This window comes from Sphingomonas japonica (genome assembly GCF_006346325.1).
GTDB classification, from domain to species: Bacteria; Pseudomonadota; Alphaproteobacteria; order Sphingomonadales; family Sphingomonadaceae; genus Sphingomonas; species Sphingomonas japonica.
The window spans coordinates 464,548-488,120 of record NZ_VDYR01000001.1 but is presented as its reverse complement, the minus strand read 5'-3'; the positions used below and the strand labels follow the sequence as shown (position 1 = coordinate 488,120).

The window sequence follows — 23,573 nt, the reverse complement described above, 5'->3', positions numbered from 1 at the left end:
ATTGCTGCAACGCAACGATCCGGAGAAGCGAGCGATGAAGCCAGCGTTGATACCGATGACGATGGTCCTTGCCGCGGCGTTCGCGCTGTCGGCGTGCAACGTCCGTTCGGACGAAGAGGCGGCCGCTTTGGACGGCGAGACCGCAGCCGCCAGCGGCGACAACGCGGCGGACCTGACGCCGGAAGAAGCGGGCATCTTCGACAAGCTGCTCAACAACGGCACGCCGATGAAGCTGTCGGTGGAGCAGATTCACCCCAATGGTGGCGTGCTCCGGCTCAACTCGATCCAGGTCAAGCCGACCGAGACCGTGGTCAACATGACCTATGTCAACGGCCACCGCCGCGAGGTTCAGCTGAACTGGGCCAATTACAGCAAGCACACCTATCTGCTTGCCAATAACCGCAAATTCTTCCTGTCGCCGCCGATCACCGACGAAGACGTCAAGATCGCCAGCGGCGCCACCGTCACCGGTGATCTCGTCTTCATCGGCGCGGTGCCCGAAGGCCCGCAGGTGCAACTGGTCATCAACGAGAATGGCGGCACGAGCGAAGGCTCCTACAATCCCAAATTCGTCGTCGACATCCCGGTGACGACTGCGGCCTATTCCGACGACGGCTCAAAAAAAAAGTCAGTAGCCTAAGGGCATTCGCCGCCGGCAATTCGCAGTTGCGCAGCGCCGGCGGGGTGCAGAGCGGCCTTGCGGCGGGCAATGGCTCGGGGCAGACCCAGTTGAGCCAGGTTCAGTCGCTCCAGTCCGACCTTGGTGCCACGCAGACCGATCGCGGCACGTTGGTGTCGCTGCCGGGCGACGTGACCTTCGACTTCGACAAGGCGACGATCCAGCCGGACGCACGGGGGACGCTCGACAAGCTCGCAGCGCTGATCGCGGCACAGAATCCTCCGAGTGTGTCGGTCGAAGGCCATACCGACGCCAAGGGCGATGACGCCTACAATCAGCGCTTGTCCGAAGCGCGCGCCGAAGCGGTGCTCGACTATCTCGCGGCTCAGCGCGGCGTCGATCGCGCCAGGCTCAAGTCTATCGGACTTGGCGAGTTGCGACCGATCGCACCCAATGCCGGTCCGACCGGCGGCGACGATGCCGAGGGGAGGCAGAAGAATCGCCGGGTGGAGGTCATCCTCGGCCGCTGAACCAAACCTGAATCGCGGCGGTGCAACATGGGAAACAATAGGTTACAACGTATCGCTTGACCTTGTCTCCCGCGTGCGCGAAGCAGCCGCCTGTATGCGAAACCTCCCAATCCTGCTCGCCGCGGTAGCGCTATCCACGTCGCTCGCCGCTTGTAAGCCCGAGACCGAAACGGTCACCACGCGCGCACCCGATCCGCTCGCCGACGAAAAGGCCAAGGCCGCGCCGGTCGAACTGCCACCGCCGGTCAAGGCGTCGGTGACGTTCCGGTGCCAGCCTGGCAACGTGCTCCGCTACGTCGATTTCTTCCAGGGCGACACCCAGGCCAATTACCGCGCTGAACAGGGCGATACGCCGATCCGCCTCAAGGCACCCGCGGCCGGCGAGCCATTCACTGCCGAGGGCATCACCGTCACCGGCGGTCCGAACAAGGCGACGATCGCAGAAACCGGACAGGGCGAGCTCAGCTGCTCGGCCTGATCGGTCCCGATCCATATCCCGCTTAACCAGGGGGCCGGTGGCAACACCGGCCCCTTTTTCGTCGCCCGGCGGCTTGCGCTCCGCGCCGCAGCCAGCCACCTTGGCGATCGGGAGCAAGCATGGCGGCGATCGCGATCTACAGCCTGAAGGGCGGCGTCGGAAAAACGACGATGGCGGTCAACCTCGCCTGGTGCTCGGCGATGCGCTCGTCGCGCCGCACCTTGCTTTGGGACCTCGACCCGCAAGCCGCCTCGACCTATCTGCTGCCGACCGGCAAGGGCGTGAAGGATGGCGCGCAGGCGATCTTTGCCAAGGACATCGATGCCGCCAAGGCGATCCGCCCGACCGGCATTGCCCGGCTCGACCTGATTGCCGCCGACGCGTCGCTGCGCGGTCTCGACCAGCTGTTCCACGACCTCGCCAAGAAGAAGCGGTTGGCCAAATTGCTCGGCACCGTCGCCGACGGCTATGACCGCGTCATCCTCGATTGCCCACCCGGCCTTACCGAGACCGCCGAGCAGGTGATCCGCGCCGCGGACCTGATCGTGGTGCCGGTAGTGCCGTCGCCGCTCTCGGCGCGCGCCTTTGCCGATCTTGCCGCACATCTCGATCGCAAGGGACCGGCAGTGCCATTGCTGCCGGTGCATGTCATGGTCGATCGCCGCCGCAAGCTGCATGCCCAAGCCATCGCCGAGAACCCGGGCTGGCCGGTGATCCCGATGGCGAGCATCGTCGAAGCCATGTCGGTGCGCCGCGCGCCGGTGGGCCAGTTCGCCGCAAGTACCGCACCTGCCAAGGCGTTCGACGGCCTGTGGAGCGCCATCGAGCGGCAGCTCGCCCGATGAGCCATCCGCGCCCCCAGCATGAGGAGCTCGATCCCAATCTGGTGCTGCGCGCCTATGCGATGGGCGTGTTTCCGATGGCCGACAATCGCGATGCCACCGGCGTCTATTGGGTCGAGCCCAAGCTGCGCGGCGTGCTGCCGCTCGACCGCTTCCACCTCAGCCGCTCGCTGCGCAAGACGATCCGCGCCGACCGCTATCGCGTCACCACCGACACCGCGTTCGACGCGATCCTCGCTTTGTGCGCGCAGGCCGCCGACGATCGCCCGGAAACCTGGATCAACCCCGCGATCGCGCATGTGTTCTCGCACCTCCACCGGATCGGCTTCGCGCATTCGGTCGAAGTCTGGGACGGCGATCGGCTGGCGGGCGGCTTGTACGGGTTGGCTCTGGGCCGCGCCTTTTTCGGCGAAAGCATGGTCAGCCGCGGGCGGGACGCATCGAAGGTCGCGCTCGCCTGGCTGGTGGCGCGCTTGCGGGTGGGCGGCTTTGGGTTGCTCGACTGCCAGTTCCAGACCGAACATCTTCAGACGATGGGCACCGTCGAAGTGCCCCGCGACGACTATTCGGCGTTACTGTCCTCGGCGCTCGGCGCATCCTCGGCGGGGCTGGCCACCGGAGCAGCGTCGGTAGACGCCGATTGGGGGGCGCTCGATCGTTTGGGCGCGGCACCCGCCTTCGGCGCGGCGCCGTCCTTGCCCAGCACGACCGTATCGGGTCCGGTCTCGGGCCGCGACATCGTGCAGCTCTTGGGCCAGACATCGTAGATCGGGTGCTCGACCACGTTGAGCGACGGCCGCTCGGCGTAGAGCCAGCCCGAAAATGCCCGGCGCCAGCGGCGATCCGATCCTTCGACATCGAGCTGGACGAACGCCCCGGTATATTGCTCGGTTTCCCATGGCGCGGTGCGTTCGCATGCGCGCAGCCGCACGATCGCGTCGCCGACGCGCACCGCCTGCCCCGGCCTGAGCTTCAAGTCGCGGCTCTCGCCGTTGCGCTTGTTGAGCAGGCCGATCACCGCGACTCGCTCGCCCATCGGCGTCGCACCAGCCGACACGATCGTCTCATTGCCATCGGATACTGTCTGTACCGCCGTCGCTTCCCCGCCCTGCCGCGGGCTCGGCGTGGACTGGATCGGAGCCGCTGCGGTCGCCGACGCTTCGGCGCGGTCGTGATCGAACCATGCCGACCCCTGCCAGATGCCGACCGCTGCAAGCGCGGCGATGCCCACGCCGCCGGCGATCCAGTGCCGCATGGTCATGCGGTGGCCCAGTGCCGAAGCGTCATGCGTCGGGCGTCCACGCCTCGTAATCGCCGGTAGCGCGCACCCGAGCGCCGCCCTGTTCGAGCGCACCGGGCGGACGATAGGCAAGCGCGGTGCCGGTGGCGTTGGCCAGCGCCGGCTTTTCCCAGACGCGCGGCGGCGGCAGCGCGCGATCGGGCACGTCGTCGACCTGGCCATGCAGCCAGCTGAACCATTCGGGCGGGACCCGGCTCGAATCGTTCGATCCGTTGTAGATCACCCAGCGACGCGGATTCCCGGCCGTGTCCTTGCCGCCCATAAAATAGCGGTTGCCCAGCGCATCCTCGCCCATCGCCTTTTTCCCCCGCAATGCGAGCGACGTGCCGATGGTGGCGCCGTTCCACCAGGTGAAGATCGAACCGAGAATGCCCATGCGGCTGCGACTAGCGTCCCCGGCCCTGCGTGACAATCGCCAACCGCCTGCTCGCCGGGATCAGGTGCCCGGTCCGCCGGCGAATCGCACCTTGTCGCCCGGCGAGATCAGGTTCTCCGCCGCCTTGCCGCCCTTGAGCTCGAGGACGGCTGCGATCGGCTCGCCGGAACGGATCTGCGCTTCGGAAAACGGCGCGGCATTCTCGGCAATGCGTGCGATCGAACCGTCGGCGCGGATGAAGAGGAGGTCGAGCGGGGTCGGCGTGTTCTTCATCCAGAAGCTGGCCTCGCGCGGGCCGGTGCCGTCGGGGGGATAGGGATGGAACAACATTCCGCCGTCGTCGGGGATGTCGGTGCGGTACATCAGTCCTTGCGCCTGCTCCGCCGCTGTCCGCGCCGTCTCGACGCGGAAACGCTTGTCGCCATCGGCTGTAGTGATGGTCACCTCGACCAGTTCGTCGGCCGCCGCCGCCGTCGCCGCGCTGTTCGACGTGCCATCGGCCGAGCACCCGGCAATGGCGAACGCCGCCGCCAGCGCCGCGCCGACCCTTCTCGAAGCTCGCATCAAATCAACCGTCCTTCTCGACCGCCACTGCCAGCGGCCCCTTCTCGCCATCGACGATGCGCGCCCGCAGCGGCTGTTCGGGTTCGACTTCCTCGATCCCGGCGCGGCGCAGCGTCTCCATATGCACGAACACGTCCTTTGCATCCTGGCCGCGCACCAGGAAGCCATAGCCTTTCAAGCGATTGAACCATTTGACGCTGACCGCCTCGAACGGGCCGGCGGCATCGACCAGCCGGGTTCGATCGGTGCGTTCGGGCGCGGCGCGCGGGCGCACCGGTTCGACCGCGGTCGACAGGTCGATGTCGGTGATGATCCGCGCCTGCAGCCCCCTTTGGCGGCGCATGGCGATGCATTCCACCCGCGCGCCTTCCGGCAGGCTGCGGCGACCATGTTCCTCGAGCACCGAAAAATGGATCAGGATATCGCCTATCTCGGCGTCCTCGGTGACCAGAAAGCCGAACCCACGCGTAACGTCGAACCATTTGACCGTCCCCGACAGCCGCACTTCCCCGTCGCCGACAGTGTCGGCGGTTGGTGCCGCATCGACGTTTGCCACGTCGAACTCATCCGGCCTACGTTGCGGATCGATACGCATAGAGCTCCTTCCCCCGCATTTTCGTACCACAGCGCGGTTGCGGAATGAAAACATGTTTTCGCAACGCTACCGTTAACCTTCGATGCTGTCCTGTCCCGGGACCATCGCGACGATCCTGCGCGCGGTGTCGAACGAATGCCCCGCGCGCAACATCGCCGCAATCTGCTTTTGCGCCTGCGCCCGGTCGGGAGCGGTCATGGCGAACGGTCCGATGCGCTTGCGCCGCGCGAACGTCATCGCCGACTCCTCTTCGCGTTGCGCGATATCGGGGGCCAATGCGTCGCGATCCTCGACGTCCAGCCCCGCATGGCGCAGCGTGTCGGCGATACGGCGCTTGCCCAGGCCACGGCGCGCCATCGCCGTCGCCTTCGCCTCGCCGTACAGCCGGTCGTCGATATAGCCGAGCTGCGCGAACCTGTCGGCCAGTGCCTGCAGGTCCGGCCCGGTATCGCCTTCCCAGCCCCGCTCGCGCAGCTTGCGCGTCAGATACTGGACCAGCCGCCCGCGCGTCGTCGCATAGCGTTCGACATAGCGCAGGGCGAGGCGATCCAGCCGCTCGCGGTCGAGCGGAGGCGGCGGCGTTCGAGGGCGGTCGTGGCGGTCGGCGCGAGCCATCGTCATGTTTGTGCCACAGTCGAACCCAATTTTGAACGATAGTGCGCTGCACCTGTTGTCGGTTGGGGCTTGCCCGCGGCGGAGATTGCCCGCATCCGGGGAGCTTATGCGTTGTTGATCACATGAAATTCGGGATCGCACCTTGAAGAATGCCGCCATCGACCCGGCTGAGCAGCCCTTGCCGACCGCGACGCAGGACGGGCTTGCGCGCCGCTTTTCCGACTTCGCCACGTTGGGCGAGGCGCTGGATTATGCCGCCGGCGGCACGCGCGGGCTCAATTTCCATGATCCGCGTGGCACGCTGGTGCGCGCCTATCCCTATGCGGAACTGCGCCGCGACGCGCAGGATCAGGCCCGCCGCCTGATCGCTGCCGGCGTCAAGCCGCACGACCGCATCGCGCTCGTCGCCGAGACCGGGGCCGAATTCGCCAGCCTGTTCTTCGGTGTCGTCTATGCCGGCGCATGGCCGGTGCCGTTGCCGCTGCCCACCTCGTTCGGCGGCGCGCAGCACTATATCGACCAGTTGAGCGTCCAGCTCGAAAGTTGCGATCCAAAGATGCTGCTCTACCCTGCCGAGCTGGCCGCGATGGCGGGCGAAGCTGCGCGGTTAAAGGGCATCGAGGGCATCGATTGGGAAAGCTTCGCCGCGCGTGCCGCGCCCGATGCGCCGCTCGCGCAGGCACGGCCGGACGACATCGCCTATCTACAATATTCCAGCGGCTCGACGCGATTCCCGCATGGCGTCGCGATCACCCACCTCGCGCTGCTCAACAATCTGGCGGCGCACGCGCATGGCATGGAGCTGATCGACAGCGACCGCTGCGTATCTTGGCTGCCCTGGTATCACGACATGGGGCTGGTCGGCTGTTTCCTGTCGCCCGTCGCCAACCAGGTCTCGGTCGATTACATCAAGACCGAGGATTTTGCGCGGCGGCCGCTGGCATGGCTCGACATGATCAGCCGCAACGAGGGTACGACCCTCTCCTATTCGCCGACCTTCGGCTATGACATCTGCGCGCGGCGCATCTCCAGCCAGACGCGGGCGACCGATCGCTTCGACCTGTCGCGCTGGCGCGTGGCGGGCAACGGCGCCGACATGATCCGCCCCGACGTGATGCAGGCGTTCGTCGATGCGTTCGCCGATTGCGGGTTCAAGGCATCGGCGTTTCTGCCGAGCTATGGCCTTGCCGAAGCGACGCTGGCGGTATCGATCATGCCGCCGGGCGAAGGCATCGTCGTCGAACTGGTCGAGGAGACCCAGCTGTCGGGTGTGCCGCAGGGAGCAAACCGGCCGCAGCGGTTCCGCGCGATCGTCAATTGCGGCAAGCCGGTGCGCGACATGCTGGTCGAAGTGCGCGAGGAGGATGGCACCCCGCTGCCCGAGCGCGCGATCGGCAAGATGTGGTGCAAGGGCCCGTCGCTGATGACCGGCTATTTCCGCGACGACGCGGCCACCGCCGCATGCATGGCCGACGGCTGGCTCGACACCGGTGACATGGGATATCTGTCCGACGGCTATGTCTACATCGTCGGCCGCGCCAAGGACATGATCATCGTCAACGGCCGCAACCACTGGCCCCAGGACATTGAATGGGCGGTCGAGCAACTCCCCGGGTTCAAGGCCGGCGACATTGCCGCGTTCGCGATCACCACGCCGGGCGGTGAGGAGACACCGGCAGTGCTGGTCCAGTGCCGCGCCTCCGACGAGGACGAGCGCACGCGGCTCCGCGAGGAGATTCGTGAACGCGTGCGATCGGTCACCGGCATGAACTGCGTGATCGAACTGGTCCCGCCGCGCACCCTGCCCCGCACCAGCTCTGGCAAGCTGAGCCGGGCCAAGGCGCGCAATCTCTATCTCGCCGGAGAGATCAAGCCCTACGACATCGCGGCCTGAACGCGGCGCCCAAGAAAAATCGTCCGGACCGGTGGCGGCGGCAACCGATCGCTAACCACCGCCGCGCTATGCCGACCGGGTGAGCACCCCGTCCGACACCCAATTCGCCCGGCCCCAGATCGACGCGCGTGCGCTGCTCGGTCTCTACGATCCTGCGGACTCGGTAGATTGGGGTCCGATCCGTGCCGCGCAGCTTCAGGCCGGGGGGGCGCTCGCGCTGTTCCTGTTCGCCGCCAATCTGGTCGCTGCGCTTGCGGTAGCGTTCCTGTTCGCCTCGGTTACGCCGCTGTGGCAGCTGGCCTGTTGGGGCGGTTTCGTAGCGGCGGTCAGCCTTACGGTGACGTTCCGCCGACTGACGCATCGCCGCCGCGATGCGGGCCGCGCCGATGTCGGTGAAGTGCGCGACACGGTGCTGGAGGGGGTCGCGCTCGGCGTAATCTGGTCGGTTCCCTCGCTGCTGTTCGCGTCCGGCGCCGGGCCGATGGCGGCGCTCGGACTGTGGATCGCGCTGTCGATCCTGATGGTTGCCTCCGCGGTGTCGATGGCGGCGCTGCCGCTGGCGACGATGGCGTTCCTGCTGATCGTGGGCGCATCAAGCGCGGCGGCGATGGCGATCAACGCATCGGCGGCGCTCGCGGCCGCAGTGCTGGTCTACAGCGCGCTGTTGATGCTGGTCTGTTTCATGCGTGCGAAATCGCTGGTGGTGATTCGCGCCAACGAGATCGCGCTGCTCGAACGCGACGAAACCGTCAGCTTGCTGCTGCGCGAATCGGAAGAGGATAGCGGCGACTGGCTGTGGGAAATCGACGTCCAGCGCCGTGTGGTTCGCGCCAGCCCGCGCTTCGCCTATTCGGTCGGGATCGACCCTGGCGCGATCAACGGCATGCCGTTCCTGCAGGTCATTGCCGGACCGACTTGGGAATCGGGCAATTTCGCCGCCGGGCTGCGCACGCTCGCCGACCGGCTCAAGAATCGCGAAGCGTTTCGCGACCTGCTGGTGCCGGTCTATGTCGATGGTGAGGAACGCTGGTGGGAAATGGCGGCATCGCCGCGCTTCGACGATCACGGCAGCTTCATCGGCTTTCGCGGCGTCGGATCGGACCAGACCGAAGCGCGTCGCTCGGCCGACAAGATCAACCGCATGGCCCGCTACGATACGCTGACCGGACTTCCCAACCGACTGCTGATCAACGAGGCACTTGGCCGGGCGATGGCGGAGGCCGACAAATGGGGCTCGCGCTGCGCGTTCATGATGATCGATCTCGATCGCTTCAAGGCGGTCAACGATTCGCTCGGTCACCCGATCGGTGACCGCCTCCTCGGCCGCGTGTCGGAACGGCTGCAGCAGCTGGTCAGCGAAAACGAGGTCATCGGCAGGCTCGGCGGCGACGAGTTCGCAGTGGTGATGCGCGATGCGACCGACAGCGCGCGCGTCGAACGCCTCGCCAACGCCATCATCGAGCGGCTGTCGGTTCCGTATGAAGTCGATCAGCACACCCTTTATATCGGCGCCAGCGTCGGCGTCGCGGTCGGTCCGCGCGACGGCCGCACCGCAGAGATGCTGATCCGCTCGGCCGATCTCGCGCTTTATCGCTCGAAGGACGCGGGCGGCGGCGTCTACCACGCCTATGAACCGCAATTGCACATGGTTGCCGAGGAACGCCGCGTGCTCGAAATCGCACTGCGCAATGCGCTCGCCAATGACGAGCTTCACCTCAACTACCAGCCCGTGGTCGATGCGGTGTCGGGGCGGCTGACCGGGTTCGAGGCGCTGGTACGCTGGACGCATCCCGAACTCGGCGTCATCTCGCCGGCCAAATTCGTGCCGCTGGCAGAGGATGCGCGGCTGATCGCGCCGATCGGCGAATGGGTATTGCGCACGGCGTGCGAGGAAGCCGCAAGCTGGGACGAGCCCGTGCGGATCGCCGTCAACGTATCCCCCGAACAGCTGCATAACCCCAATTTCGTCACCGTCGTGGCACAGGCATTGTCGCAGAGCGGACTGCCCGCCGACCGGCTCGAGCTCGAAGTCACCGAAAGCGTGTTCATGCGCGAGGGCACCGGCGCGGTACAGGTGCTCGACCGCGTGATCGATCTCGGCTGCCGCCTTAGCCTCGACGATTTCGGCACCGGCTATTCGTCGCTCGGCTATCTGTCGCGCACTCGCTTCTCGTCGATCAAGATCGACCGCAGCTTCGTCCAGTCCGCGTCGAAAGGCGTGCGCGAGGCGATCGCGATCATCCGCGCCGTCGTCGCGCTGGCGCAGAGCCTGGGCATGGCTACCACCGCCGAAGGCGTCGAGACCGAGGAAGAACACCGCATGGTCGAGGGGCTGGGGTGCAGCAAGGTCCAGGGCTATTATTTCGGCCGCCCGCTCCCGGTCGAGGAAGCACGCGCACTCGCCAGCCACGAACGGCGCGACCACGCCGCCGCCTGAGCGGTTCGCTGGCGCTTGCGCCCCGACACGCGCGGCGCTAAGCGCTGCTGCGCACAGGAGTGTAGCTCAGTTGGTAGAGCATCGGTCTCCAAAACCGAGGGCCCACGGTTCGAGTCCGTGCACTCCTGCCATTGCCGCATCGCCGGATTTTCCGCTGCCCGCCGCTTCGCACGCGTGCACTCGCGACTTGCGCAAGGGTGCCACAGCCGCTAGATAGCGCGCTTCTATCCTACAGCCTGGATGAAGCGGCCCCGGTCCCCGGATCGGGCAGCGGCCTCATGTCCGGCGGTGGGCAGATCGAACAGCAGGTGAAGCCGGTGGCCAAGACGTCCCCTCTCGAATTCATGCGGCAGGTCCGCGCAGAGACGGCCAAGGTCGTGTGGCCGACGCGGCGTGAGACGGTGATGACCGGGGTCATGGTCGTCGTCATGACGACGCTGCTCGCGCTGTTCTTCTTCGGCGTCGATTCGGTGTTCGACGCGCTGGTCAAGGCGCTGCTCAGCCTCGCCGAATAACAGAAACGGAATTTTACGCCCATGTCGCGCTGGTACATCATTCACGCCTATTCGGGCTTCGAGAACAAGGTCCGCGAATCGATCCTCGCCGACGCTACCCGCATGGGGCTCGACACGCTGGTAGAGTCGGTGGAGGTCCCGACCGAGACCGTCACCGAGGTGCGCCGCGGCAAGAAGATCCAGTCCGAGCGCAAGTTCTTCCCCGGCTACGTGCTGGCCAAGCTCGACATGAACGACGACGTCTATCACCTCGTCAAGAATACGCCCAAGGTGACCGGCTTCCTGGGATCGATGGGCAAGCCCCAGCCGATCAGCGAGGCAGAAGCCGCGCGCATCCTCAATACCAAGGAGGAAGCCGCCGCCGCCCCCAAGCAGCAGATCAAGGTCGATTACGAGATCGGCGACAACGTCAAGGTGCTCGACGGTCCGTTCGCCAGCTTCAACGGCATGGTCGAGGAGCTCGATTTCGACAAGTCCAAGGTCAAGGTTTCGGTCTCGATCTTCGGGCGCGCTACTCCGGTCGAACTCGACTTCGAGCAGGTCGAGCGATCGAAATAACGGGGGCCCCGGCGTAGGCCGGGGTCCTGGTTTCAGGCGCTGCGCTCGCGGCGCCTGAGCCCCGGCCTTCGTCGGGGCACGAAGCGAGCAGAAAGTGCGGGAGGCAGTTCGCTGCCGCATGAACCGCTAAACTTGAACCGGATCGCGGGTCTCGGCCCGCCGTCCATTACAGAGTGAGTGAGATGGCAAAGAAGATTACAGGCTATATCAAGCTGCAGGTGCCCGCGGGCTCTGCAAATCCGTCGCCGCCGATCGGCCCGGCGCTGGGTCAGCGCGGCGTCAACATCATGGAATTCTGCAAGGCGTTCAACGCGCAGACCGGCGACCAGGACAAGGGCACGCCGCTGCCGACCGTCATCACCGTCTATGCCGACCGGTCGTTCTCGTTCGAGACCAAGACCCCGCCGGCGAGCTATCTGATCAAGAAGGCCGCGAACCTCAAGTCGGGTTCGAAGGAGCCGGGCAAGGTATCGGCCGGAAAGATCAAGCGTTCGGCGCTGAGCGAGATCGCGAACGCCAAGATGAAGGACCTGAACGCCAACGACATCGATGCGGCGACCCGCATCATCGAAGGCTCCGCCCGCGCGATGGGCCTCGAAGTGGTGGAGGGCTGATCCGATGGCTAAGCTGAGCAAGAAGGCAAAGGCGCTGGCGACCTCGGTCGATACCGCCAAGCTGTACAACATCGACGAGGCGATCGCGCTGGCCAAGACCAACGCGACGTCGAAGTTCGACGAGACGATCGAGATCGCCATGAACCTGGGCGTCGATCCGCGTCATGCCGACCAGATGGTCCGCGGCGTGGTGACTTTGCCCAAGGGTACCGGCAAGACGGTGCGCGTCGGCGTGTTCGCCAAGGGTGCCAAGGCCGACGAGGCGCGCGAAGCGGGCGCCGATGTCGTCGGGGCCGAAGACCTGATGGAAACCATCCAGGGCGGCAAGATCGAGTTCGACCGCTGCATCGCGACGCCCGACATGATGGGCATCGTCGGTCGTCTGGGCAAGGTGCTGGGTCCCAAGGGCCTGATGCCCAACCCCAAGCTCGGCACCGTGACGATGAACGTCGCCGAAGCGGTCAAGGCGGCCAAGGGCGGCCAGGTCGAATACCGCGTCGAAAAGGCCGGGATCATCCATTCGGGTATCGGCAAGGCATCGTTCCCGGCCGAGGACCTGCGCGCGAATTTCGACGCGCTGGTCGACGCGGTGGTCAAGGCCAAGCCGACCGGCGCCAAGGGCAAATATGTCCGCAAGATCGCGGTCAGCTCGTCAATGGGCCCGGGGATCAAGGTCGACACCAGCGAAGTCGCCGCCTGAGTATCCAAGCGGTTTCAAGACACGAAAGGGCCGGGGAGCGATCCCCGGCCCTTTTTTTTGCGTTCGCGGCAGGGCCACCCTTCGGCCGCCCGCCCGCGGAGGGAACGGGCGAGCGGCGATGCTGCCGGGTCAGGCGGCCAGCTTCGCAGCCGTCTCTGCCACCCGGCGTCCCTGATAGCGCGCGCCGTCGAGTTCGACCGCGCTCGGCATGCGGCTGCCGTCGCCGTCGGCGATCGTCGTCGCGCCATAGGGCGAACCGCCCTTGACCTCATCGACGCCCATCTGGCCCTGAAAGCCATAGTCGAGCCCGACGATCGTCATGCCGAAGTGCAGCATGTTGGTGATGATCGAGAACAACGTCGTCTCCTGCCCGCCATGCTGGCTCGCGGTCGAACTGAACGCCGCGCCGACCTTGCCGTGCAGGGCGCCGCGCATCCACAGGCCCCCGGCCTGGTCGAGAAAGCTTGCCATCTGGCTGGCCATCCGTCCGAACCGGGTCGGCGATCCGATCACGATCGCGTCATACTCGGCGAGCTTGTCGATGCCTTCGATGACCGGATGCGTGTGATCCTGCTTGAAATACGCCGCTTCGACCACCGCCTGCGGAGCGGTTTCCGGCACGCGCAACACATCGACCTGCGCACCGGCGGCGCGTGCTCCTTCGGCAATGGCATCGGCCATGATGCTCATATGGCCATAGGAAGAATAATAGAGAACGAGGACTTTCGGCATTTTGCAATTCCCTTCAGATAGCCGTCACCCGGCGAAAGCCGGGGTGACGGCCGAGCGTTATTCGGCGTCGACCAGGACGATCTCGGCATCGTCGATTGCGGTGATGGTGACGGACTGTCCGCCCGACAGCGCGGCGCCATCGCGCGCCTCGAACCGGACACCGTCGATGTCGATCGCGCCGACCGCGGGGACGAGATAAGCGTGCCGCCCCTCCCCCACGCGATGCTCGACGCTTTCGCCGGCCTTGAGCGCCACTCCCATCACCCGCGCATCGGCGCGGATCGGCAGCGCGTCGGCGTCCTCGGCAAAGCCGCTCGCCAGCACGACGAACCGGCCGCTGCGGTCGTCCCTTGGGAACGGCTTGGCACCCCAGGACGGCGCGCCGCCCGTCCGCTTCGGCTCGATCCAGATCTGGAACAGCGTCGTCGTCTCGGGCTCGAGATTATATTCGGCATGGCGCACGCCGGTCCCGGCCGACATCACCTGGACGTCGCCCGCACCGGTGCGCCCCTTGTTGCCCAGCGAGTCCTGATGGGTGATCGCGCCGCTGCGGACATAGGTGACGATCTCCATGTCCTTGTGCGGATGCGGCGGAAAGCCGTTATTGCCGGCGATCTCGTCGTCGTTCCACACCCGTATCGATCCCCAGCCCATCCGGGCAGGATCGTAATAATTGGCAAAGCTGAAATGATGGCGCGCGTTCAGCCAGCCATGGTCGGCATGGCCCAAACTGGCGAACGGGCGGCGGTCGATCCGCGCGGCGGTCATGGTATCTGGCATCGGACTTCTCCGGACAAAGACTGCGGTTGATTGTCGCAAAGATAGGCGGCACGATCGGAACGTAAATGGAAACGCCAGAAACAGATCGTTTCGAATGATCAAACTTCCCGATTTCGAAGCATGGGCGATCTTCGCCTGCGTCGTCGAGCATCGCTCGTTCAGCGGCGCCGCCGCGGCCCTCGGCATTTCCAAAGCGACGGTGTCGAAGGCGATCACTCGCCTGGAGGCGAGGTTGGGCACCAGCCTGTTCCACCGCACGTCACGTAACCTCACCCTCACCGACAGCGGCCAGCAACTCGCCGAGCGCGCCCGCGAGCTGTTGCTGAGCGGACAGGCGGCGGAGGAAGTTGCGCGCGATACCGCGACGCTGCCGACGGGGCGCATTCGCGTCGCGGCTCCGATGACGTTCGGCATCCATCACGTCGCGCCGGCGATCGCGGAGTTCCTCACCGCGCATTCCGGGATCGAGATCGACCTGACGCTGTCCGACGCCCGCATCGACATCGTCGCGGAAGGAATCGACATTGCGCTGCGCATCGCCGACCTGCCCGACAGTTCACTGCGCGCCCGCCGCCTTGCCCCGGTCCGCATCCACATCGTCGCCAGCCCCGACTATCTCGACCGGCACGGGCGTCCACGGCACCCGGCCGAACTCGGCGAGCATGCCTGTTTCGGATACACCAACGTCGCCAATCCGGCGCTATGGCATTTTCGCGGCCCCGGGGGCGAGGAAGCGGCGGTGCGCGCTACCGGTCCGCTCAGCACCGACAATGGCGAGGCGATGCTGCCGTCGCTGCGCGCCGGGCTCGGCATTGCCCGGCTCCCCGACTTCATCGTCGACGCCGATCTGGCGGCAGGCACGCTCGAGGAAATCCTGCCCGACTGGTCGCTCAGCAGCGGCGCGCTGCATCTCGTCACGCCGCCCGGAACGCTCCGCCCGGCGCGGGTCGAACTGCTGCTCGATTTCCTCGCCGGCCGCTTCAAATCGCTGTGCTTGGCCCGCGACTCGTGGAGTCAGGCGGGATAAGAAGAAATTAACCTTTTGCCTTCAGATGTGCTTAGGTTAATGAAATGCCATTGAGCGCGTCCAACAGGGGGGCGGCTCGGCATGAGGGGGAACAAGCCGATGCGCGTATTGCTGATCGAAGACGAACCCACGGTGGCCAAGGCGATCGAGCTGATGCTCTCGTCCGAAGGCTTCAACTGCTACACGACCGACCTGGGCGAAGAAGGCCTCGATCTCGGCAAGCTGTATGATTACGACATCATCCTGCTCGACCTCCAGCTGCCCGACATGCACGGATATGACGTGCTCAAGAAGCTGCGCGTCGCCCGCGTGACGACGCCGGTGCTGATCCTGTCGGGCAACGCCGAAATGGACAGCAAGGTGCGCTCGTTCGGGTTCGGCGCCGACGATTACGTGGTCAAGCCGTTCCACCGCGAGGAACTGGTCGCGCGCATCCACGCGGTCGTGCGCCGCTCCAAGGGCCACAGCCAGTCGGTCATCAAGACCGGCAAGCTCGCGGTCAATCTCGATGCCAAGACGGTCGAGGTCGACGGTGCCCGCGTGCACCTGACGGGCAAGGAATATGCGATGCTCGAGCTGCTCAGCTTGCGCAAGGGCACGACGCTGACCAAGGAAATGTTCCTCAACCACCTTTACGGCGGCATGGACGAGCCAGAGCTCAAGATCATCGACGTGTTCATCTGCAAGCTGCGCAAGAAACTGAGCATGGCGACCGACGGCGAGAACTATATCGAGACCGTCTGGGGACGCGGCTATGTGCTGCGCGATGCCGAGGAAGTGCCGCTGGCCATGGCAACGCCGCTGGCGGCTGTCGCCTGAACCGATCACCCGAGCGGGAAATGAAGCGGCGCCGGTTGGAAGAAACCGGCGCCGTTTTCGTTGTGGCCCCCGTCATTGCCACGAAAGCGGGAATCCAGCTTTCTCTCCGAGCAGGACAAGTCGCGCTTTCTTAACCGCTCCCGGCCTAAACCCACCGCCGGAGGCCACGATCTACCAGCACGCCATCTCGACCCGTGCCATTGCCGAGCCGCGCGATGCGATCCCCGCGCCGTGCATTGCCGCGCCCGCGATGCGCGGCGCGATCGTGTCGCTGGCCGAGCTCGGCCGCGAACACGCCGCGGCATGGGACGACTGCGCCGCGAATGCCGCCGAGCCCAATCCCTTCACCGAACGCTGGTTCACGATGGCCGGCGTCAACCATCTGCCCGGTGCGGCCACGATCCAGGCCGTAGTTGCGTTCGACGGCCCGCGCATCGCCGGACTGATGCCGATCGAGCGGCATCGCAGCTACTACCGCCTACCCGTCGCCAATCTCCAAAACTGGGTCCATGCCAACGCATTCCTCGGAGGGCCGCTGCTGCGTGCGGGGCAGGAACAGGCCGCGTGGGACGCGATGCTGTCGGCGCTCGACGCATCCGCTGGACCGGCGGCATTGCTCCATTGTACCGCAATCGTCGAGGACGGTCCCGTACATCGCGCGATGTGCACCGTCGCCGCCGCACGCGGCCGCCGCTGCGACGTCGTCCAGCGCGTCGAACGTGCGCTGCTCGCCAGCGATCTCGATGCAGCGCGCTATTACGAAACCACCGTGCGCAAGAAGAAGCGCAAGGAGCTCAAGCGGCTCGCCAACCGCCTCGGCGAACTCGGCACCGTCACCACGCGCCGCATCGCCGCGCACGACGATATCGACGAATGGTGCGACGCCTTTCTCGCGCTCGAACGCTCGGGCTGGAAAGGCCGCGCCGGCTCCGCGCTTGGCAGCGATCCGGCTAAGGACGGCTTCTTTCGCGCCGCGCTAACACAGGCGCATGCGATGGGGAGGCTGGAGATCCTCAGGCTCGAACTAGACGGCCGCCCGCTGGCGATGCTGGTCAATTTCCTCAGCCCGCCCGGCAGCGCATCGTTCAAGATCGCGTTCGACGAGGAATTTGCCCGCTTTTCCCCCGGCGTCCTCGTCCAGCTCGACAATTACGCGATCCTCGACCGCCCCGACATCGCCTGGATGGACAGCTGCGCGGCCGAGAACCATCCGATGATCAACAGCCTGTGGGCAGAGCGACGCGGTATCGTGCGCGTGTCGATCCCGCTGGCGGGCTGGCACCGCCGCATCCGCTTCGCCGCCGCGCGCGCGCTCGAAACCGGCTATGCGTCGCTCAAGGCGCGGCGCGCCTCCCCTTCCCCTCCCAAGCAGGTCGACGATGATGACTGATGTCTTCGATGCGGGCAGCCGCGCCACGTTTCTCACCCTCTATCCCGAGATTGCGGGCCGGATCACGCACCGGCTGTCGGGGCACGAGCTGTTCGAGCTCGAAGCGCTGATCGCGCTGGCCGGGCGGATGCGGCCGGTCGATGTCGAACAGAATCTGGCGAACATCCCGGTCGGGATCGATCCCGACCAGCTCGAGCATAACGGGCTGTCGATCGCGGATTCGATCCGCTCGATCGAGGAGAATGGCTCCTGGATGGTGCTCAAGTTCGTCGAGCAGGATCCGATCTACAAGGCGCTGCTCGACCGGGTTCTCGACGAGATCGAGCCGCTGGTCGCGCGCCGTACCGGCAAGATGCTCAAGCGCGAGGGCTTCATCTTCGTGTCGTCGCCGAACGCGGTCACGCCGTTCCACTTCGATCCCGAACATAATATCCTGCTGCAGATCCGCGGATCGAAGGTGATGACGGTGTTCGATCCCACCGACACCGACGTCGTCAGGACCGAAGCGCACGAGGCATTCCACCGCGGCGCGCACCGCAACCTGCCCTTCGACGAAGCCGTGCGCGACCGCGGCACCCCGGTGTCGCTCGAGCCGGGCGAGGCGATCTACGTTCCGGTCAAGGCGCCGCACTGGGTCCAGAACGGGCCGACGACCTCGGTGTCGTTCTCGATCACCTGGCGGTCGGAATGGAGCTATCGCGAGCAATATGCCCACAATCTCAACGCGATCCTGCGCGATGCCGGGATGAATCCGGCCGCGCCGAAGCGCTTTCCGGACCAGAATGTGGTGAAATCGACCGCCTATCGCGCGATCGACAAGGTCAAGCGGATGACCGGCGCGCGCAAGTAACCGGGTTTCCGTTCGTGTCGAGCGAAGGCGAGACGCATGCTCGAGCGTACCGCGAACCTCGACGTCGCTCGGGACGAACGGCAGGGGGCGAGGCGCCCTACTTCGCCTCGAACACCTTCTCACCGCCCACCCACGTCTCAAGCACCCGCGTCGCCCGCAACTCCTGCGGCGACACCTGCGTCACGTCGCGATCGACCACGATGAAATCCGCGCGCAGCCCCGGCGCCAGCCGCCCGAACTTCCCTTCCGCAAACCCGGCATAGGCCGCATCGACGGTGAACCCCTTCCACGCCTGCTCGCGGGTCAGCGCTTCCTGCGGTCGCCAGCCGCCGACCGGCTGCCCCTGCGCATCGGTCCGCGTGAACGCGACTGCCCAGCCGACGAACGGATTGGGGTTCTCCACCGGAAAGTCCGACCCCAGCGCCAGCCGCGCGCCGTTCGCCATCAGCGTGCGCCAGGCATAGGCGCCGCCCAGCCGCTCCTGCCCCAGCCGCGCTTCCGCCATGACCCGGTCCGACGTCTGGTGGACCGGCTGCACCGACGCGATCACGCCGTTCCTGCCGAACCGGGACAGGTCCTCGGGCGCGATGATCTGGGCATGCTCGATCCGCCAGCGCCGATCGCCGGTATAGGTCGGCGCCATCTCGTCGATCGCGTCGAGCACCTGCTGGTTGGCGCGGTCGCCGATCGCATGGACCGCGATCTGGAACCCGTCCATCGACCCCCGGCTCATCAGGTTGAGCAGCTGGTCGTCCTTGAGGAATGGCAGTCCGGTATTGCCCGGCGCGTCGGCATAGGGCGCCTTGAGCCATGCCCCGCGCGATCCGAGCGCGCCGTCCAGATAGAGCTTGATCCCGCCCATGCGCAGCTTGTCGTCATACAGCCACGGCGTGGGGCCGCTGCCGCCGATCACCTGCGCCGGCTCGATCCCCATCGAATAGCTCATCACCCGCATCCGCAGATTGCCGATGTCGGCCATCCGCCGATAGGTCATCCAGTCGTCGATCGTCGTGCCCATGTCGGCCGTGGCAGTGACGCCCATTCCCAGGAGGATCGCCTGCGCCTTGAGGAACGCGGCGTTGCGGTCGCGCGCGCTGGGTGCGGGCAGCGCGCGCTTCACCAGGTCCATCGCCGCGTCGACGAAGACGCCAGCCGGCGCCCCGCCCGCCGCCTTCTCGATCCGTCCGCCGCCCGGGCTGGCCGTCTTTGCGGTGATGCCTGCCGCCTTGATCGCGGCCGAATTGGCCCACGACGCATGGCCATCGACGCGCTCGAGCAGCGCCGGGCGCCCGCCCGTCACCTGGTCGAGTTCGGCCGCGGTCGGAAAGCGCCCCAGCCCCCATTGCTCCTGGTTCCACCCGCCGCCGGTGATCCACGGCCGGTCGGGATTGGCGGCGGCATAGGCGGCGATCTTCGCCTTGGCCTCGTCGAGCGATCGGGTGTCCGACAGGTCGAGCGACAGCGCGCGGAACCCCAGGTCCATGACATGGCCATGCCCGTCGATCATGCCGGGGATCACGATCCGCCCCTTCATGTCGGCGCGCCAGTCGAGCTTCTGCGGTCGCTTGTCCCCGCGCCGCAGCAATCGCGTGACCTTGCCGTCGGGCGACATCAGGATGCCGTCGAAGCGCACCACCCGACCATTCTCGTCGAGCGTCATGCCGTTGACGTTATCGACCAGTGCGTCGGCAAGCGCGGGGGTCGCGATCAGACCAAGGGCGGTAGTGGCTGCAATCAAACGCTTCACTTCGGCAATCTCCTTACCAGCGCGCTCGTGTCCTGCCGCGCGCCGCCCATTTTCTGCACTTCGCTGTAAAACTGATCGACCAGCGCCACCACCGGCAACACCGCGCCGTTGCGCTTCGCCTCGTCAAGTGCGAGCCCCAGATCCTTGCGCATCCAGTCGATCGCGAAGCCGAAGTCGAAGCGGTCCTCGCTCATCGACTGCCAGCGGTTGACCATCTGCCAGCTTTGCGCCGCGCCCCCCGACACCGCCTCGAACACCTTGTCGAGGTCGAGGTCGGCCGCTTGGGCGAAGCGTAGCGCCTCGCTCAGCCCTTGCAGCACGCCTGCGATCGCGATCTGATTGACCATCTTGGTGGTCTGTCCCGCGCCCGGTCCGCCGACATGGACGATCCGCGCAGCATAGGCCTGCATCACCGGCTCCGCCGCCGCCATTGCCGCGCCGCTGCCGCCGCACATGATCGACAGCGCGCCCTTCTCGGCCCCGGCCTGACCACCCGAAACCGGCGCGTCGACGACCAGCAGCCCGCGCGCCTCGCCTTCCCCCGCCAGCCGCCGCGCGATCGCCGCCGATACCGTCGTGTGATCGACGAACACCGCACCCTCGCGCATCGCCGCGAATGCGCCGTCGGAACCCAGCGTCACGCGCTCGAGATCGGCATCGTTTCCGACACAGGCAAGGACGACGTCCTTGCCTTCCGCCGCTTGTGCCGGGCTCGCCGCGACCGCGCCGCCATGCGCCTGCGCCCAGGCCTCGGCCTTGGCACGCGTGCGATTATAGACGGTGACGTCATGCCCTGCGGCGACCAGATGTCCCGCCATCGGCGCGCCCATCACGCCCATTCCGATAAATGCGACTGCTGCCATGGCAGTGCCTTACGCAGGCAGGCGCGGCGCGGCAACGGGCGGTACGCAGTCGGCGGCGCTCACTTCGTGCGTCACCTGCAACCCCGGCGTGACGTACCCCACCCGCCGCTCGCCGCCATTGTGACAGCGCAGCAGGAAGTGCGCGTCGCCGTCCGCGCGCCCGGCCCAGTAATGTTCGGCGAACTCGCGCATCGGTCGCTCGCTCTCCGCCGAAACCAGCGCCGCGCTCGCCAGGCGATTGTCCGGATCATAGACCACCGCAAAGCCGCGAAGCCACAGATCGACGAACGCCACCGCGATCGCGGCCAGCACGACCAGCCCCGCGATCCTCAGCGAAAAGAAATACCGATGCATGCCCTGCCATGATCGCCATCGCGCCGCCGCCGCGCAAGACGGTTTCCCGTGCCCGCGCGATCGGCTAGGCGCACAAGATGGCTACCAACCCCGCTCCATCGGCGCCTGCGCTGCCCGTCACCCTCGCCGATGTCGAGGCCGCGCACCAGCGGATCGCGCCGTCGATCGTGCGTACCCCGACGCTGCACAGCCGCACCCTGTCGCAGCTGACCGGCGCCGAGGTCTATCTCAAGTTCGAGAACCTGCAGTTCACCGCAGCGTACAAGGAGCGCGGCGCGCTCAACACGCTGATGCAGCTGGACGACGCAGCACGCGCCAAGGGCGTGATCGCGGCGTCGGCCGGCAACCACGCGCAGGGGCTGGCCTACCACGCCACGCGATTGGGCATCCCCTCGACCATCGTGATGCCGCGCAACACGCCGACGGTGAAGATCACCCAGACCGAAGGCCATGGTGCCACCGTCATCCTCGAAGGCGAGACGTTCGACGCCGCCTATGCCCATGCGCGCAAGCTCGAGGCATCGAACGGCTACAGCTTCGTCCACCCGTTTGACGACGCGCGCATCATCGCCGGGCAAGGCACCGTCGCCGTCGAGATGCTGGCCGACATCCCCTCGATCGACATGCTGGTCGTGCCGATCGGCGGCGGCGGGCTGATCTCGGGCATGGCCACCGTCGCCCGCGCGGCGGACCACCCGATCGAAGTCGTCGGGGTCGAGGCCGAACTGTTCCCGTCGATGTACAACCGCATCAACGGCACCGACTATCCGTGCGGCGGCGACACGCTGGCCGAAGGCATCGCCGTCAAGGAACCCGGCGGCATTACCGCGCGCATGGTCGAGGCGTTGGTCGACGACATCGTCCTGGTCGGCGAACGCAGCCTCGAGGAAGCGGTGTCGCTGCTGCTCCAGATCGAAAAGACCGTGGTGGAGGGCGCCGGTGCCGCCGGCCTTGCCGCGCTGCTGTCGCATCCCGAACGCTTCAAGGGGCGCACCGTCGGCACCGTGCTGTGCGGCGGCAACATCGACACGCGGCTGCTCGCCAACGTGCTGCTGCGCGACCTTGCCCGCTCGGGCCGTCTGGCGCGCCTGCGTGTCCGTTTGCAGGACCGCCCCGGCGCACTGTTCAACGTCGCCAAGATCTTCCACGAACAGGGCGTCAACATCATCGAGGTCTACCACCAGCGGGTGTTCACGACGCTTCCGGCCAAGGGCCTGATCACCGACATCGAATGCGAAACCCGAGACGCGGCGCATCTCGACCGGCTGATGGTCGCGCTCAAGGCGAGCGGCTTCGAGGCGAGCCTGGTCGAACTGGCATAGCATCCACCGCACCCGGGCGATTTCGTCGAACCGAATCCCCACCGCGCCGAGCCGAGTCCCCCGCGCCTTGGCCCGCGATTCAGCCCGACCTATAGTGCGCCAGCGTACGCTTCGAACGCGCGGACATTCGTCCACAGAAATGCGCCTCCGTTAACCTTCAATCATGGTAAAGCGCCTTTTCATCATGGAATCGGCGACGCATAGTGGCGGCAGAGGTCATCCGGAACGGGTGATCGGAAGGGGCCTGACCGGGTGAGCGCACCGTTTCGTTTTCCACGATTCTTCGTCACCAGCCCGTCGCCGTGCCCCTATTTGCCCGGCCGTCAGGAACGCAAGGTATTCACCGAGCTGGGCGGCCTGCACGCGACCGAATTGAACGACGCGCTCGGCCGGATCGGCTTTCGCCGCAGCCAGTCGGTCGCCTATCGGCCGAGCTGCGCGGGCTGCACCGCCTGCGTGTCGGTCCGCATCGTCGCCGATCGCTTCGTCGCCAATGCCACACAGCGCAAGCTGCTGCGCCGCCACGGCGACCTCGAGGTGTCGGCGTGCCGCGCCTGGGCGACCGACGAGCAGTTCCAGCTGCTGCGGCGCTATCTGCGTTCGCGCCATCCCGGTGGCGGCATGGCGACGATGGACGAGCAGGATTTCGCCGACATGGTCGAGCAGAGCCCGGTCGAATCGTTCATGGTCGAATATCGCGAACCCGCGGTCAATGGCCGCCCCGGCAAGCTGGTCGGCGCCTGCATCACCGATCAGCAGGCCGATGGTCTGTCGATGATCTACAGCTTCTTCGACGCCGATCATCCCACCCGGCAGGGGCTCGGCAACTTCATCATCATGGACCATATCCTGCGCGCGACCGCTGCCGGTCTCAACTACGTCTATCTCGGATATTGGGTGCGCGGGTCGGCGCGGATGGCGTACAAGGTCCGCTACAAGCCGCTCGAGGCGCTCGGCCCCAATGGCTGGGCGCCGCTCGATCCCGATGTCCCCGCTCCGCAGCGCATCCATCCGCCGGTGCTCGCGGAACTGGTATAGCGATTCCGCACAAC

At 66.4% G+C, this 23,573-nt stretch carries 26 protein-coding genes, 1 tRNA gene and 1 pseudogene; 18 read left to right on the top strand and 10 right to left on the bottom strand.

The genetic code is table 11. The features are described from left to right. Nucleotides 1-34: 34 nt before the first annotated feature. From FHY50_RS02430 to aat, 5 genes are all read left to right on the top strand, one after another. Complete coding sequence (locus tag FHY50_RS02430; protein ID WP_140046796.1) at nt 35-640, top strand: hypothetical protein; 606 nt, start codon at nt 35-37, stop codon at nt 638-640. Between the two features lie 26 nt (nt 641-666). After that, nucleotides 667-1,149 carry an OmpA family protein gene (locus tag FHY50_RS02425; protein ID WP_166745477.1) on the top strand — a complete coding sequence of 161 codons (483 nt, stop codon included), beginning with the start codon at nt 667-669 and terminating at the stop codon, nt 1,147-1,149. A gap of 94 nt (nt 1,150-1,243) precedes the next feature. Next, on the top strand, nt 1,244-1,627 hold the full coding sequence (locus tag FHY50_RS02420; protein WP_140046794.1) for a hypothetical protein: 384 nt from the start codon (nt 1,244-1,246) through the stop codon (nt 1,625-1,627). Between the two features lie 119 nt (nt 1,628-1,746). Then, a complete protein-coding gene (locus FHY50_RS02415; RefSeq protein ID WP_140046793.1) occupies nt 1,747-2,472 on the top strand; it encodes a ParA family protein in 726 nt (241 codons plus the stop codon). Beyond that, a complete protein-coding gene (gene aat / locus FHY50_RS02410; RefSeq protein ID WP_140046792.1) occupies nt 2,469-3,236 on the top strand; it encodes a leucyl/phenylalanyl-tRNA--protein transferase in 768 nt (255 codons plus the stop codon). The genes FHY50_RS02415 and aat overlap by 4 nt, the downstream gene beginning before the upstream one ends. 35 nt (nt 3,237-3,271) lie before the next feature. Here the strand turns inward: aat and FHY50_RS14330 are convergent. From FHY50_RS14330 to FHY50_RS02385, 5 genes and pseudogenes are all read right to left on the bottom strand, one after another. Beyond that, nucleotides 3,272-3,505: pseudogene (locus tag FHY50_RS14330) on the bottom strand (DUF2155 domain-containing protein); the annotation flags it as partial. Between the two features lie 247 nt (nt 3,506-3,752). After that, the gene (locus FHY50_RS02400) at nt 3,753-4,145 is read right to left on the bottom strand and encodes an NADH:ubiquinone oxidoreductase subunit NDUFA12 (RefSeq protein WP_140046791.1); all 393 of its coding nucleotides are present in this window, start codon (nt 4,143-4,145) and stop codon (nt 3,753-3,755) included. A 60-nt stretch (nt 4,146-4,205) separates the two neighbouring features. After that, nucleotides 4,206-4,709 (bottom strand): DUF192 domain-containing protein, encoded by a 504-nt coding sequence (locus tag FHY50_RS02395; protein ID WP_140046790.1) that lies wholly within the window; start codon nt 4,707-4,709, stop codon nt 4,206-4,208. 4 nt (nt 4,710-4,713) lie between these two features. Next, on the bottom strand, nt 4,714-5,265 hold the full coding sequence (locus FHY50_RS02390; RefSeq protein ID WP_244935283.1) for a cold-shock protein: 552 nt from the start codon (nt 5,263-5,265) through the stop codon (nt 4,714-4,716). 111 nt (nt 5,266-5,376) lie between these two features. Next, nucleotides 5,377-5,925, bottom strand: coding sequence for a regulatory protein RecX (locus FHY50_RS02385; protein WP_140046788.1), 549 nt, complete (start codon nt 5,923-5,925; stop codon nt 5,377-5,379). A gap of 136 nt (nt 5,926-6,061) precedes the next feature. On the opposite strand from FHY50_RS02385, the gene FHY50_RS02380 reads away from it, so the two are divergent. From FHY50_RS02380 to rplA, 7 genes are all read left to right on the top strand, one after another. Further along, nucleotides 6,062-7,813: a fatty acyl-AMP ligase gene (locus FHY50_RS02380; protein WP_140046787.1), complete on the top strand. Its 1,752-nt coding sequence runs from the start codon at nt 6,062-6,064 to the stop codon at nt 7,811-7,813. Between the two features lie 79 nt (nt 7,814-7,892). Then, a complete protein-coding gene (locus tag FHY50_RS02375) occupies nt 7,893-10,250 on the top strand; it encodes a putative bifunctional diguanylate cyclase/phosphodiesterase (RefSeq protein ID WP_140046786.1) in 2,358 nt (785 codons plus the stop codon). Nucleotides 10,251-10,305: 55 nt separating this feature from the next. Next, nucleotides 10,306-10,381, top strand: a tRNA-Trp gene (locus tag FHY50_RS02370). 186 nt (nt 10,382-10,567) lie between these two features. After that, nucleotides 10,568-10,765 (top strand): preprotein translocase subunit SecE, encoded by a 198-nt coding sequence (gene secE, locus FHY50_RS02365; protein ID WP_166745535.1) that lies wholly within the window; start codon nt 10,568-10,570, stop codon nt 10,763-10,765. 21 nt (nt 10,766-10,786) lie between these two features. Beyond that, the gene (nusG, locus tag FHY50_RS02360; RefSeq protein ID WP_140046784.1) at nt 10,787-11,323 is read left to right on the top strand and encodes a transcription termination/antitermination protein NusG; all 537 of its coding nucleotides are present in this window, start codon (nt 10,787-10,789) and stop codon (nt 11,321-11,323) included. 182 nt (nt 11,324-11,505) lie between these two features. Then, nucleotides 11,506-11,937: a 50S ribosomal protein L11 gene (gene rplK, locus FHY50_RS02355; protein ID WP_140046783.1), complete on the top strand. Its 432-nt coding sequence runs from the start codon at nt 11,506-11,508 to the stop codon at nt 11,935-11,937. Between the two features lie 4 nt (nt 11,938-11,941). After that, nucleotides 11,942-12,637, top strand: a complete 696-nt coding sequence (gene rplA / locus FHY50_RS02350) for a 50S ribosomal protein L1 (RefSeq protein ID WP_140046782.1) — start codon at nt 11,942-11,944, stop codon at nt 12,635-12,637. Nucleotides 12,638-12,766: 129 nt separating this feature from the next. Here the strand turns inward: rplA and wrbA are convergent, their stop codons facing one another. Both wrbA and FHY50_RS02340 read right to left on the bottom strand, forming a co-directional pair. After that, nucleotides 12,767-13,369, bottom strand: a complete 603-nt coding sequence (wrbA, locus tag FHY50_RS02345; RefSeq protein ID WP_140046781.1) for an NAD(P)H:quinone oxidoreductase — start codon at nt 13,367-13,369, stop codon at nt 12,767-12,769. Nucleotides 13,370-13,426: 57 nt separating this feature from the next. After that, a complete protein-coding gene (locus FHY50_RS02340) occupies nt 13,427-14,149 on the bottom strand; it encodes a pirin family protein (RefSeq protein WP_140046780.1) in 723 nt (240 codons plus the stop codon). Between the two features lie 97 nt (nt 14,150-14,246). Here FHY50_RS02340 and FHY50_RS02335 point away from each other — a divergent pair, with 97 nt between their 5' ends. From FHY50_RS02335 to FHY50_RS02320, 4 genes are all read left to right on the top strand, one after another. Next, nucleotides 14,247-15,176 carry a LysR family transcriptional regulator gene (locus FHY50_RS02335; protein ID WP_140230997.1) on the top strand — a complete coding sequence of 310 codons (930 nt, stop codon included), beginning with the start codon at nt 14,247-14,249 and terminating at the stop codon, nt 15,174-15,176. A gap of 99 nt (nt 15,177-15,275) precedes the next feature. After that, nucleotides 15,276-15,995, top strand: coding sequence for a response regulator transcription factor CtrA (ctrA, locus tag FHY50_RS02330; RefSeq protein ID WP_140046779.1), 720 nt, complete (start codon nt 15,276-15,278; stop codon nt 15,993-15,995). Nucleotides 15,996-16,245: 250 nt separating this feature from the next. After that, nucleotides 16,246-17,385, top strand: coding sequence for a GNAT family N-acetyltransferase (locus tag FHY50_RS02325; protein ID WP_166745476.1), 1,140 nt, complete (start codon nt 16,246-16,248; stop codon nt 17,383-17,385). After that, complete coding sequence (locus FHY50_RS02320) at nt 17,375-18,235, top strand: cupin-like domain-containing protein (RefSeq protein WP_243846688.1); 861 nt, start codon at nt 17,375-17,377, stop codon at nt 18,233-18,235. Before FHY50_RS02325 ends, FHY50_RS02320 begins: the two co-directional genes overlap by 11 nt. A 97-nt stretch (nt 18,236-18,332) precedes the next feature. Here FHY50_RS02320 and FHY50_RS02315 read toward each other — a convergent pair whose 3' ends face one another. Genes FHY50_RS02315 through FHY50_RS02305 form a run of 3 tightly spaced genes read right to left on the bottom strand, consistent with a single transcriptional unit; the run spans nt 18,333 to nt 21,199 of the window. Next, complete coding sequence (locus FHY50_RS02315; protein WP_244935282.1) at nt 18,333-19,982, bottom strand: amidohydrolase; 1,650 nt, start codon at nt 19,980-19,982, stop codon at nt 18,333-18,335. Next, complete coding sequence (locus tag FHY50_RS02310; protein WP_140046776.1) at nt 19,979-20,845, bottom strand: NAD(P)-dependent oxidoreductase; 867 nt, start codon at nt 20,843-20,845, stop codon at nt 19,979-19,981. The genes FHY50_RS02315 and FHY50_RS02310 overlap by 4 nt, the downstream gene beginning before the upstream one ends. A gap of 9 nt (nt 20,846-20,854) precedes the next feature. Continuing rightward, nucleotides 20,855-21,199 (bottom strand): hypothetical protein, encoded by a 345-nt coding sequence (locus tag FHY50_RS02305; RefSeq protein WP_140046775.1) that lies wholly within the window; start codon nt 21,197-21,199, stop codon nt 20,855-20,857. A gap of 77 nt (nt 21,200-21,276) precedes the next feature. Here FHY50_RS02305 and FHY50_RS02300 point away from each other — a divergent pair, with 77 nt between their 5' ends. Together FHY50_RS02300 and FHY50_RS02295 are read left to right on the top strand one after the other, a co-directional pair. After that, entirely contained in the window at nt 21,277-22,521 is a 1,245-nt protein-coding gene (locus FHY50_RS02300) for a threonine ammonia-lyase (RefSeq protein WP_140046774.1), read from the top strand. A 252-nt stretch (nt 22,522-22,773) separates the two neighbouring features. Further along, entirely contained in the window at nt 22,774-23,559 is a 786-nt protein-coding gene (locus FHY50_RS02295; RefSeq protein WP_140046773.1) for an arginyltransferase, read from the top strand. Nucleotides 23,560-23,573 lie beyond the last annotated feature (14 nt).

Coding starts and splice junctions, on each gene's coding strand:
- FHY50_RS02430 (WP_140046796.1), top strand. CDS start 35: ATGAAGCCAGCGTTGATACCGATGACGATGGTCCTTGCCGCGGCGTTC.
- FHY50_RS02420 (WP_140046794.1), top strand. CDS start 1,244: ATGCGAAACCTCCCAATCCTGCTCGCCGCGGTAGCGCTATCCACGTCG.
- FHY50_RS02415 (WP_140046793.1), top strand. CDS start 1,747: ATGGCGGCGATCGCGATCTACAGCCTGAAGGGCGGCGTCGGAAAAACG.
- aat (WP_140046792.1), top strand. CDS start 2,469: ATGAGCCATCCGCGCCCCCAGCATGAGGAGCTCGATCCCAATCTGGTG.
- FHY50_RS02400 (WP_140046791.1), bottom strand. CDS start 4,145: ATGGGCATTCTCGGTTCGATCTTCACCTGGTGGAACGGCGCCACCATC.
- FHY50_RS02395 (WP_140046790.1), bottom strand. CDS start 4,709: ATGCGAGCTTCGAGAAGGGTCGGCGCGGCGCTGGCGGCGGCGTTCGCC.
- FHY50_RS02385 (WP_140046788.1), bottom strand. CDS start 5,925: ATGACGATGGCTCGCGCCGACCGCCACGACCGCCCTCGAACGCCGCCG.
- nusG (WP_140046784.1), top strand. CDS start 10,787: ATGTCGCGCTGGTACATCATTCACGCCTATTCGGGCTTCGAGAACAAG.
- rplK (WP_140046783.1), top strand. CDS start 11,506: ATGGCAAAGAAGATTACAGGCTATATCAAGCTGCAGGTGCCCGCGGGC.
- rplA (WP_140046782.1), top strand. CDS start 11,942: ATGGCTAAGCTGAGCAAGAAGGCAAAGGCGCTGGCGACCTCGGTCGAT.
- wrbA (WP_140046781.1), bottom strand. CDS start 13,369: ATGCCGAAAGTCCTCGTTCTCTATTATTCTTCCTATGGCCATATGAGC.
- FHY50_RS02340 (WP_140046780.1), bottom strand. CDS start 14,149: ATGCCAGATACCATGACCGCCGCGCGGATCGACCGCCGCCCGTTCGCC.
- ctrA (WP_140046779.1), top strand. CDS start 15,276: ATGCGCGTATTGCTGATCGAAGACGAACCCACGGTGGCCAAGGCGATC.
- FHY50_RS02325 (WP_166745476.1), top strand. CDS start 16,246: ATGCGCGGCGCGATCGTGTCGCTGGCCGAGCTCGGCCGCGAACACGCC.
- FHY50_RS02320 (WP_243846688.1), top strand. CDS start 17,375: ATGATGACTGATGTCTTCGATGCGGGCAGCCGCGCCACGTTTCTCACC.
- FHY50_RS02310 (WP_140046776.1), bottom strand. CDS start 20,845: ATGGCAGCAGTCGCATTTATCGGAATGGGCGTGATGGGCGCGCCGATG.
- FHY50_RS02305 (WP_140046775.1), bottom strand. CDS start 21,199: ATGCATCGGTATTTCTTTTCGCTGAGGATCGCGGGGCTGGTCGTGCTG.
- FHY50_RS02300 (WP_140046774.1), top strand. CDS start 21,277: ATGGCTACCAACCCCGCTCCATCGGCGCCTGCGCTGCCCGTCACCCTC.